Below are 10,027 nucleotides of genomic sequence, written 5' to 3'. Positions count from 1 at the left end.
CCGCAGCCTCGCTGTGTTGGCGCGCGGCAAATGAGTTGTATTAGCTGGACAGTAAGAAAATTATCCTTACAAAATCAGTACTACTTGACCGCCCAGAACGGAGTATCGCACTTGTCCCTATTCCTCATCGCGGCCCTTCCTTTTCTCGGCGCTGTTTTTCCAGCTCTTCTGATCAGGGCAGGACGAAATGCAGCTGCTTCTGCTGCTGGGTTGACCACATTTCTGGCGCTGATGGGTCTATTGATCCACATCCCGTCTGTGATGCGAGGCGATGTTGTGACCGCCCGGTTCGAGTGGATACCAGCCCTTGGATTGAACGCAAATTTCATGCTGGATGGCTTGGGATTTTTGTTTGCCTTGCTGATACTAGGTATCGGGTTGCTTATCATCCTCTACGCACGATTTTACCTGTCGCGCGAGGACCCGATGGGGCAGTTCTACACCTATCTGCTGCTGTTTCAGGGTGCGATGGTTGGGATCGTTCTATCCGACAACATACTGCTTTTGCTCATCTTTTGGGAACTCACGTCGCTTAGCTCTTTCCTGTTGATCGGATATTGGAAACACCTGCCCGAAGGTCGTCAGGGCGCGCGGATGGCGCTTGCGGTGACCGGCTCTGGCGGGTTGGCGATGATCGCAGGGATGCTGATCCTGGGCAACATCGTCGGCTCCTATGACCTGAGTGTAATCCTGCAGAACAAAGAGCTGATTCAATCTTCGCCCTATTACCTGCCCGCGCTGGTCCTGATCCTGCTGGGCTGCTTCACCAAGTCAGCACAATTCCCGTTTCATTTCTGGCTACCCCACGCGATGGCGGCCCCGACGCCTGTTTCGGCCTATCTGCACTCGGCAACGATGGTGAAGGCCGGGTTGTTCCTGATGGCCCGGATGTGGCCTGTTTTGGCTGGCACTGACGCTTGGTTCTACATTGTTGCCACAACTGGACTTATCACCATGCTGATCGGCGCGGTGATCGCGTTGTTCAAGGATGATCTGAAGGCCCTCCTGGCGTTTTCAACCGTGTCGCATCTGGGGCTGGTCACCATGCTTTTGGGCTTTGGCACCAAATTCGCCGCGGTCGCCGCAGTGTTCCACATCATCAACCACGCGACCTTCAAGGCGGCCTTGTTCATGACCGCCGGGATTGTGGATCACGAAACCGGCACCCGTGACATAAAGCGGCTGGGCGGACTGCGCCATCTGATGCCTATCACCTTTACGATTGGCACAATCGCTGCGCTGTCTATGGCCGGGATTCCGCCTCTCAACGGGTTCCTGTCAAAGGAAATGATGCTTGAGGAGACCGTCCACACAACCTGGCTGAACTCGCACTACCTTGTACCGGGGCTGGCTTTGCTGGCGGCGCTGTTTTCGGCGGCCTATTCTTTCCGTTTTGTCAGCCATGTGTTCATGGGCCCCGAGCGGCACGACTATCCGGCGCATCCTCATGACCCGCCAGTTGGTTTGTGGCTGGCCCCAGCATTCCTCGTGGTTCTGGTGGTCCTGATCGGGCTCTATTCCAAGGCTATCGTCGGGCCATTGGTCGCGGTGGTATCCAGCGCGGTCATCGGCGGCGAGAAACTGCCCTACTATTCACTGAAACTGTGGCACGGCTTCACGCCTGCCCTTTACATGTCCGTGGTCGCGACGCTGGGCGGCCTGTTCCTGCTGAGCTTGCACAAGCATGAAGAAAAAGTCTGGAACTCCCTGCCGCGTCCCGAAGCCAAGGCGATCTTTGACGCGGTGATTGCGATGCTGACAAAGATCAGCCAGGTGATCACTGATACGTTGCACAACGGTGTCCTCAGCCGCTATGCGATCATCATGATCGCCTTCACGGTTGGTCTTGGTTACTACGCTTATACGAGCGGTTCGATCGGCCCCGAAACGCGTGAGGCTTTGCCCATACAGATCATTCCGCTGATCGGCTGGATCTGCCTTGTCGGCGCGACGCTCGCGATCATGTGGTTCCACCGCAATCGCCTGTTGTCGCTGGTTCTGATTGGTGTTGTCGGCCTGATCGTTTCGATGGCGTTCAACTACTTGTCTGCACCGGATCTGGCACTGACACAAATCTCGGTCGAAGTGGTCACGATGATCCTGCTGCTGCTGTCACTGAACTTCCTACCCACGGATACGCCTTGGGACAGCAGCGCTGCACGGCGGTGGCGCGATGCAGCGATCTCAGTCGTGGCGGGCATTGGTTCGGGCGCGCTGATCTATGCGCTGCTGCTGCGGGATTTTGCCTTTCCGACAATTTCCGAATTCCATCTGGCGAATTCATACAAAGGTGGTGGCGGTACCAATGTTGTCAACGTCATCCTCGTGGACTTCCGGGGTTTTGATACCTTCGGCGAAATCATCGTTCTGGGCATCGCTGCGCTGATCATTTTTGCCCTGACCGAGTCGGTGCTGGGCACGAATGTCCGCAGCTACTTGCTGAACCGGAAACCGCATTGGCCGCAGTCCGGAGACTCGCACCCGTTGATGATGGTGGTCGTCACCCGGATGATGATGCCAATCGCGCTGATGGTCGGGGCTTACATCTTTTTCCGGGGCCACAATCAGCCGGGGGGCGGCTTTATCGCGGGTCTTGTCGTCGCCATTGCCTTCCTGATGCAATACATGGCCAGCGGCTATACCTGGGCCATCGAACGTCAGAGGTTCTACTACCACGGGTCTATCGGTTGGGGTGTGCTTATCGCTGCCGCCACCGGGCTGGGTGCTTGGTTTAACGAGCGTCCGTTCCTGACCAGCGATTTTGGCTATATCCACTGGCCACCGCTGGAGGAATTCGAATGGGCCACCGCCATCCTGTTTGACACCGGCGTTTTCCTGGCTGTTCTGGGGGCGGTGATGCTGGCGCTGGACAGCCTGTCCCGATTTGCGTGGCAACCGGGTATGGCGCAGGAATTCCCAATGGATATCAACCCATTGCGCGATAATCCGCCGCAAGAAGAAGAAAACAAGGAGCAGGTCTGATGGAAGCGCTCGTAGCCTCTGCCGTTGGCGTCATGACTGCTGCCGGGATATTCCTGATCCTGCGCCGCCGGACCTTCCCTGTCATTCTGGGTCTGTCTCTGCTGACTTACGCCGTGAACGTGTTCCTGTTCGCAACGGGCCGGTTGGCTTTGGACGCGCCTGCCGTTTTGAACAAATACAAAGAGGTACCCTATACCGATCCTCTGCCGCAGGCTTTGGTGCTGACGGCCATCGTGATCTCGTTCGGGATGACCGCCGTAATCGTGATGATCGCGCTCAGCGCCTATTTGTCCTCGAAGGATGACCATATCGACATGAACGCCCATGACAGCGTTGACGCGCCGGGAGAAGACGCATGAACCATTGGATCGTTGCGCCAATCGTCCTGCCCGCGATTCTGGCCCCGTTCATTATCATGGTCCTGCGCTTTCACTTGGACCTGCAACGCATCTTTTCGGTCGCTGGTGTGGTGGCCCTGTTGGGGATTGCTCTGACCGTCACCGCACAGGCGGCAGGCGGCGATATTCAGGTCTATGAGCTGGGCAACTGGCCCGCGCCCTTTGGCATCGTTCTGGTGTTGGACCGGCTTTCGGCCATGATGGTGCTGCTGACGGCACTATTGGCTTTGCCGATCGTTCTTTATGCGATCGCGTCCGGTTGGGACGATAGGGGCAAACACTTCCATGCCCTATTCCACTTTCAGTTGATGGGCGCCTGCGGCGCATTTCTGACCGGCGATGCCTTTAACCTGTTCGTTTTCTTCGAAGTTCTGCTGATCGCGTCCTATGGCCTGATGACGCATGGGGGCGGAGCAGTTCGGCTGAAAGCCGGGGTGCAATATGTGGCCTATAACCTGCTTGGGTCGACCCTGTTCCTGTTTGCTTTAGGCACGCTTTATGCTGTCACCGGAACGTTGAACATGGCCGACTTGGCCGTGCGGGTGGCCGAATTGCCAGCGGATGACACCGCCCTGCTGCGGGTTGGTGCAGTTTTGCTGCTGCTGGTGTTCTGTATCAAGGCCGCCGTCTTGCCGCTGCATTTCTGGCTACCCGCGAGCTATGCCAGCGCGCCCATGCCAGTAGCCGCCCTGTTTGCGATCATGACCAAGGTTGGCGCCTACTCGATTCTGCGGATGTACACACTGGGCTTCGGCCCGGAGGTTGAGGCTACGCAGGGGCTTGTTGGTGCTTGGTTGCAACCCGCCGCTTTGGTGACGCTGGCCGTTGGTGCCATCGGCATTCTGGGCACACAGCATATCGCGCGTATGGTGGCGTTCTGTGCCATCACATCGATGGGAACTTTGCTGATCGCGATCTCGCTGTTCACTGAGACGGCGACGGCAGCAGCGTTGTACTATGTCTATCACTCAACCCTGGCGACCGCGCTTATGTTCCTGGTCGCCGATCTGGTGATGGAGCGTCGGGGCGGCGTGATTGCCCCAACAGCTCCGATGCCGCAAACGGGTCTGATCTCGGCCCTGTTCTTCGTGGGGGCCATTGCGCTGGCGGGTATGCCACCGCTGTCGGGCTTTATCGGCAAACTGCTGGTTCTGGATGCCGCGCGCGACGCCCCGGATGCAAACGCTATCTGGGCCGTAATCCTAATCGGTTCCTTCGTCACAATCGTGGGTCTTGCCCGGGCAGGCTCATTGATCTTCTGGAAAAGCCATGATGCCCAGCACAACACCGAAATGAATCCGGAGAACGAAGAAGAAGCCCAGCCCGTACCTGCGCCCGAGCCGAACCCCGCCCTGACCTTCACGGCCGTGTTCGCAATGGCAATAGGCCTTGTTCTACTGACGGTGTTTGCCGGGCCTGCGCTGGAGTATACCAACAAGACGGCGGAACAATTGTTCACACCCGAAAACTACATCGCAGCCGTATTGGGAGGCGACGCATGATCAGACTTCTGCACCGGATTTTTCCGCACCCGCACCTGACATTCCTGCTGACCATCGTTTGGGTCCTGCTGGCCAACAACATGACCCTGAATTCGCTGGTCTTTGGCCTGATCCTGGGGATTATCATCCCCTTTATCACCCAACCATACTGGCCTGATCGCCCAAAGCTGCGCAACTGGCCTATGGTTGCTGAATACATCCTGGTCGTACTGTGGGACATCGTGGTCGCCAACGTCACTGTCGCCCGGATTATCCTGTTCAAACGCGACGCAGATCGTCAGCCGGCCTGGATCTGTGTCCCGCTGGAATTGCGCACCCCGGAGGCGATCACGGTGCTGGCAGGTACAATCACCATGACACCCGGCACCGTCAGCAGCGATCTGTCTGCGCAGGGGCATAACCTGCTCGTGCATTGTCTGGATGCACCCGACCCTGACGCCGTGCGAGATCAGATCAAAAGCCGCTATGAGCGTCGCCTGAAGGAGATTTTCGAATGATCGACATTGCAATCGCCTTTGCATTCGCCTGCTTCGGCGCGGCCATTATGATGTGCCTTTGGCGGATCATCACCGCAGACGGCGTCGGCACCCGCGTTCTTGCGCTGGATACGATGGTCATCAACACGATCGCTCTTTTGATCCTATATGGTCTGACTCTGGGAACAGAAGTGTTCTTCGAATCTGCCATGATCATTGCCATGCTGGGCTTTGTCTCAACGGTTGCCTACGCGCGCTTCATGCTGCGTGGCAATATCATTGAGTGAGGGTGGTATGAGTTTCATCATAGAACTTCTGATCGCCTTCTTCCTAGTTGTCTCAGGCATCTTCGGTTTTGTCGGGTCCTACGGCATGATCAAGCTGAAAGACCCGATGTCCCGCCTGCACGCACCCACCAAGGCGACGACCCTGGGTGTGGGTGGCGTGCTGCTGGCATCGATCTGCCACTCGGTTCTGATCGAACAGCACCTGTCGCTACACGAACTTCTGATCACACTGTTTTTGTTCCTGACCGCGCCGATCACGGCCCTGTTCATTGCCAAATGGCACATTCACCGCCATGAAAAGCCCAGCGATCTGCCAGATGCGGGCGAGGATGAACTTTGGGCTACGCACGCTGTTGAGCAGGTCGAAGACGTCCCTGATCACAGCAAGTCCTGAGTTTGATGCACCAACCAGCGCTGCCCCTAACCCGCGATCTGGTTCTAATCGGCGGCGGTCACACCCATGCATTGTTGCTGCGCAAGTGGGGCATGAACCCCTTGGCTGGCGCACGGGTGACGGTGATCAACCCCGGTCCCACGGCGCCATATTCGGGGATGCTGCCGGGCTTTGTCGCCGGGCACTACGCACGTCAAGACCTGAACATAGATCTGGTCAGACTAGCCCGCTTTGCCGGCGCGCGGATCATTCTGGGCGCGGTTTCCGGCATCGACCCAGAACGGCGCGAGGTTCATGTGCCAGACCGTCCCCCGGTGGCGTTTGACGTGGCTTCAGTCAATGTGGGTATTACATCGGACATGCCCGACGTGCCCGGTTTTGCCCAGCATGCGGTTCCGGCCAAACCGTTGGGCCCGTTTGCTGCCAGATGGGTAGAATATCTGGAAAGATCGGGTGAAGCCTCGGTCGCTGTCATCGGCGGCGGGGTGGCCGGTGCCGAGCTTATCATGGCTATGGCCTTTGCCTTGCGCACCAAGGGGCGCACCGCGCACCTGACCCTGATTGACAGCGCACATGCCCTGACGGCGACTCATCCCAAATCCGCGCAGACCATTCGCAAGGCAATGGCTGATCTGGGTATCGAAGTGGTCGAACAGGCATCTGTTTCGCACATCGCCAAGGATCACGTCGCACTGCAGGATGGCCGTCAACTCGCGGCCAGCTTTGTAACTGGTGCGGCCGGTGCAAAACCCTATGACTGGATCACGAATACAGGGCTGGATCTTCAGGACGGCTTCATCCGCGTCGACGGGCACCTGCAGTCCAGCGATACTGCGATTTTTGCAGCGGGCGACTGCGTACATCTGAGCGAAAATCCCCGCCCCAAAGCAGGTGTCTATGCAGTCCGCGAGGCCCCCGTTTTGTTCCAAAACCTAAGGGCCGCCTTGGGGTCAGGTGCCATGCGGCGGTATGAGCCGCAAAAGGATTACCTCAAGCTCATATCACTAGGCGGCAAGTCTGCATTGGGAGAACGGCTGGGGACCTCGTTCAGCGGGCCGTTGATGTGGAAATGGAAAAACCACATCGATCAAAGTTTTATGGACAAGTTTCGCAATTTGCCGCAGATGAAGCCTCCGGCGTTGCCCCGCCATCACGCGGCTGGTTTAACCGAAGCCTTGGGCGACAAACCCATGTGCGGGGGCTGTGGTGCCAAGGTCGGACGCGGTGCGCTGCATACTGCGCTTGCCGATCTGCCTTCCCCTGTTCGTGCGGACGTGACTCCACTGCCCGGCGATGATGCCGCCCTGTTGCAGACCGGGGGTGCTCGGCAGGTCATGACCTCGGACCATTTGCGCAGCTTCGTGGACGATCCCGCATTGATGACGCGCATTGCAGCGGTTCACGCGCTCGGGGATATCTGGGCTATGGGAGCCCGCCCACAAGCCGCCACGGCGACGATCATCCTACCCCGCATGTCGCCAACCCTTCAGCGTCGCACCATGGCCGAGATTATGACCACGGCCAGCGACGTCATCCGTGACGCCGGGGCCGAGATTGTCGGCGGGCACAGCTCGATGGGTGACGAGATGACGATCGGGTTCACCCTGACCGGTCTGTGCGACGCCGACCCGATCACACTGACCGGCGCCAAACCCGGCGATGCTTTGATCCTGACCAAACCATTGGGCAGCGGCGTTCTGATGGCGGCAGAAATGGCGGGCGCAGCAAAGGGCGAATGGGTTGCGGCGGGCGTTGCACACATGGTGCAGCCACAAGGCCGGGCTTCGGAAGTACTGGCAGATGCACATGCGATGACCGATGTAACGGGATTTGGTCTGGCGGGGCACCTGCTGGGCATGACCGAGGCCTCGGGTTGTGGTGCCGCCCTGGATCTTGCGGCAGTTCCGGTAATGGATGGCGCGCGGGAACTGGCCGCGCAGGGCATCCGGTCAACCTTATTCGAAGACAATCGCGCGATTACGCCCGAATTACCGACGGGCGGCAAAGCTGACCTGCTGTATGATCCTCAGACTGCCGGAGGCTTACTGGCCGCGGTACCAGCGGATCAAGGACAGATAATCTGCGAAGCTTTGCGCGAAGCGGGATATCCTGCCGTAATCATTGGGCACATGACCGATGCACCGGGGCTTCGGGTTCAAACCTGATCCAGGATGGCTTCGATCTGCGCTGCTGTTGCAGACAAGCCAGCATGATCCAGCGTCGACGCATGGATATTCGCGATAACGTCTGACCTGCGCACGCGGCTGGACTTACTATATGCAGGATCATAATGCTGCTCGATCAACGCCTGAGTCAGTGCGCGTTTGTCACCAGCGTCAATCATGTCCAGCCAACCGTCCACCACGTCATGCCCGCGGTGAAACCGCAGCGGGGAAAGGCGGTCGCGCAGGCGGTCAGAGTCCGACAGAACGTCATCATAGGCGGATACCAAGTAGTCCGAACGCGCCTGAACGGAGGCTGTTATTTGGATGCGAGGGGCTTGACGCAAGGCCGCCCAAAGCGTCGGCGGCAGGATCAGAGACCCGATTTTGGACGACTCCGCTTCAACTACCACGGGGCGCGACATGTCCAGACGGCACAGCGCAGACGACAGGGCAGACTCGAACCCCTTTTGGCTGGGTTGGCCGCCGGGCATTTCACCCAGCAAGGATCCGCGATGGTTAGCCAACCCTTCCAGATCCAGAACCTGAACGCCACGTACGGCAAGATGCGCCAACAATTCGGTCTTAGCCGTGCCGGTATAGCCGTCCAACGCGATCAAACGATGCGGCAGCGGGTCATCATAAAGATACCGCTTCACCAAGCGGCGATAGCTGCGATAGCCACCCTCGACCACTTCGGCTCGCCAGCCAATCTGTTGCAGCATCCAGGTGAATGACCCTGATCTTTGCCCGCCACGCCAGCAATAAACCAGCGGCCGCCACCCGCCTTCGTGATGAGACAGGCTGTTCTCGATGTGATTGGCCGCATTCCGAAACACCAGCGCGGCCCCCAGTTTGCGCGCCAAAAATGGGCTTTCCTGAACATAGATCGTGCCGACACGGGCGCGTTCCTCGTTGTCGAGAACAGGCAGGCTGATGGCGCCGGGAAGGTGGTCTTCGTCAAATTCCGCCGGGCTGCGCACGTCGATTACCGTGTCGAATTCATGCGCGTAAAGATCGGGCAAACTGTCGAATTTTAGAACCATGTCAGAGGTCTATCCCGCAAGGCTGCGAATGAAAAGGCAGCGCTAAGTTTCGATCGGTTCAATCAATTCCGGCCCGCTGGCGCGGTTCGAATTCACGGTCGGGTCGACGCGGTGATAGCTGAGGACATCTTCGGCCCCCGGTCGCATCAGACGCGCGGCCCCTTTGCCCGCCTCGCCCAGCCAAAGGGGCCAGTCATCAGGTTCCAAGATCAGAGGCATGCGGTGATGGATTGCGCTGAGGTGACGGTTGGCCAGTGTCGTGACGATGGCGCAGGTGCCCTGTCGCGCATCTTCAGGCCCCCAATCCTGCCAAACACCGGCAAAGGCAATCGGTGCGTTGTCCTGACGGAAAATGTACCACGGCAACCGGTCGCCTTGTTCTGTCTTGGTCCATTCATAGAACCCCGTCGCGGCGATCAGGCAGCGGCGTTCCCGGCATGCAGCGCGAAAGGCGGGCTTTTCGGCAAGCGTTTCCGCCCGCGCGTTGATCAACAGAGGTCCTGCGTTTTCCGCCTTGTACCAATGGGGCAAAAACCCCCAGCGCAGCGGATCAAGCGTGCGCCCAGTTTCCCCGGCGCGCACGACATGCACCTGATTGGTCGGGCAGACGTTGAAATTCGGCACCGCAGGCAAAGTGTTAGCCGGGCGCGCCGAAAAAAGCTGCGCCATTGCATCGTTGGGAAGTGTGACGGCAAACCGTCCACACATGCGCCTTAGCTCCGGATTTTATGTCACATGTCTGCAAGATGGCCCAGGCCGTCCGCCGTTGGCAACCCGGGT

9 protein-coding genes are annotated in these 10,027 nt (G+C 58.6%); 7 read left to right on the top strand and 2 right to left on the bottom strand.

Annotated elements, in window-relative coordinates:
- Positions 1-111 precede the first annotated feature (111 nt).
- From AC2FJF_RS15035 to selD, 7 genes are read left to right on the top strand one after another with little or no spacing between them, the layout of a single operon-like run.
- Positions 112-2,982 (top strand): monovalent cation/H+ antiporter subunit A, encoded by a 2,871-nt coding sequence (locus tag AC2FJF_RS15035; RefSeq protein WP_496726112.1) that lies wholly within the window; start codon positions 112-114, stop codon positions 2,980-2,982.
- Positions 2,982-3,341 carry a Na+/H+ antiporter subunit C gene (locus AC2FJF_RS15030; RefSeq protein ID WP_108860216.1) on the top strand — a complete coding sequence of 120 codons (360 nt, stop codon included), beginning with the start codon at positions 2,982-2,984 and terminating at the stop codon, positions 3,339-3,341. The genes AC2FJF_RS15035 and AC2FJF_RS15030 overlap by 1 nt, the downstream gene beginning before the upstream one ends.
- Positions 3,338-4,882, top strand: coding sequence for a monovalent cation/H+ antiporter subunit D (locus tag AC2FJF_RS15025; protein ID WP_496726111.1), 1,545 nt, complete (start codon positions 3,338-3,340; stop codon positions 4,880-4,882). Before AC2FJF_RS15030 ends, AC2FJF_RS15025 begins: the two co-directional genes overlap by 4 nt.
- On the top strand, positions 4,879-5,379 hold the full coding sequence (locus AC2FJF_RS15020; RefSeq protein ID WP_496726110.1) for a Na+/H+ antiporter subunit E: 501 nt from the start codon (positions 4,879-4,881) through the stop codon (positions 5,377-5,379). Before AC2FJF_RS15025 ends, AC2FJF_RS15020 begins: the two co-directional genes overlap by 4 nt.
- Complete coding sequence (locus tag AC2FJF_RS15015) at positions 5,376-5,645, top strand: K+/H+ antiporter subunit F (RefSeq protein WP_058274196.1); 270 nt, start codon at positions 5,376-5,378, stop codon at positions 5,643-5,645. Before AC2FJF_RS15020 ends, AC2FJF_RS15015 begins: the two co-directional genes overlap by 4 nt.
- A gap of 7 nt (positions 5,646-5,652) precedes the next feature.
- Positions 5,653-6,039, top strand: coding sequence for a Na+/H+ antiporter subunit G (locus AC2FJF_RS15010; protein ID WP_282119930.1), 387 nt, complete (start codon positions 5,653-5,655; stop codon positions 6,037-6,039).
- A 5-nt stretch (positions 6,040-6,044) separates the two neighbouring features.
- Positions 6,045-8,204, top strand: a complete 2,160-nt coding sequence (gene selD, locus AC2FJF_RS15005) for a selenide, water dikinase SelD (RefSeq protein ID WP_496726109.1) — start codon at positions 6,045-6,047, stop codon at positions 8,202-8,204.
- Here the strand turns inward: selD and mnmH are convergent.
- Both mnmH and AC2FJF_RS14995 read right to left on the bottom strand, forming a co-directional pair.
- Complete coding sequence (gene mnmH, locus AC2FJF_RS15000) at positions 8,195-9,247, bottom strand: tRNA 2-selenouridine(34) synthase MnmH (protein ID WP_496726108.1); 1,053 nt, start codon at positions 9,245-9,247, stop codon at positions 8,195-8,197. The genes selD and mnmH overlap by 10 nt on opposite strands.
- A gap of 42 nt (positions 9,248-9,289) precedes the next feature.
- Positions 9,290-9,955 carry an SOS response-associated peptidase gene (locus tag AC2FJF_RS14995; RefSeq protein WP_496726107.1) on the bottom strand — a complete coding sequence of 222 codons (666 nt, stop codon included), beginning with the start codon at positions 9,953-9,955 and terminating at the stop codon, positions 9,290-9,292.
- Positions 9,956-10,027: the final 72 nt, after the last annotated feature.

This window comes from Ruegeria sp. CDSB013 (genome assembly GCF_059611165.1).
The sequence above is the reverse complement of the archived record's forward strand: the minus strand, read 5'-3'. Positions and strand labels throughout refer to the sequence as shown.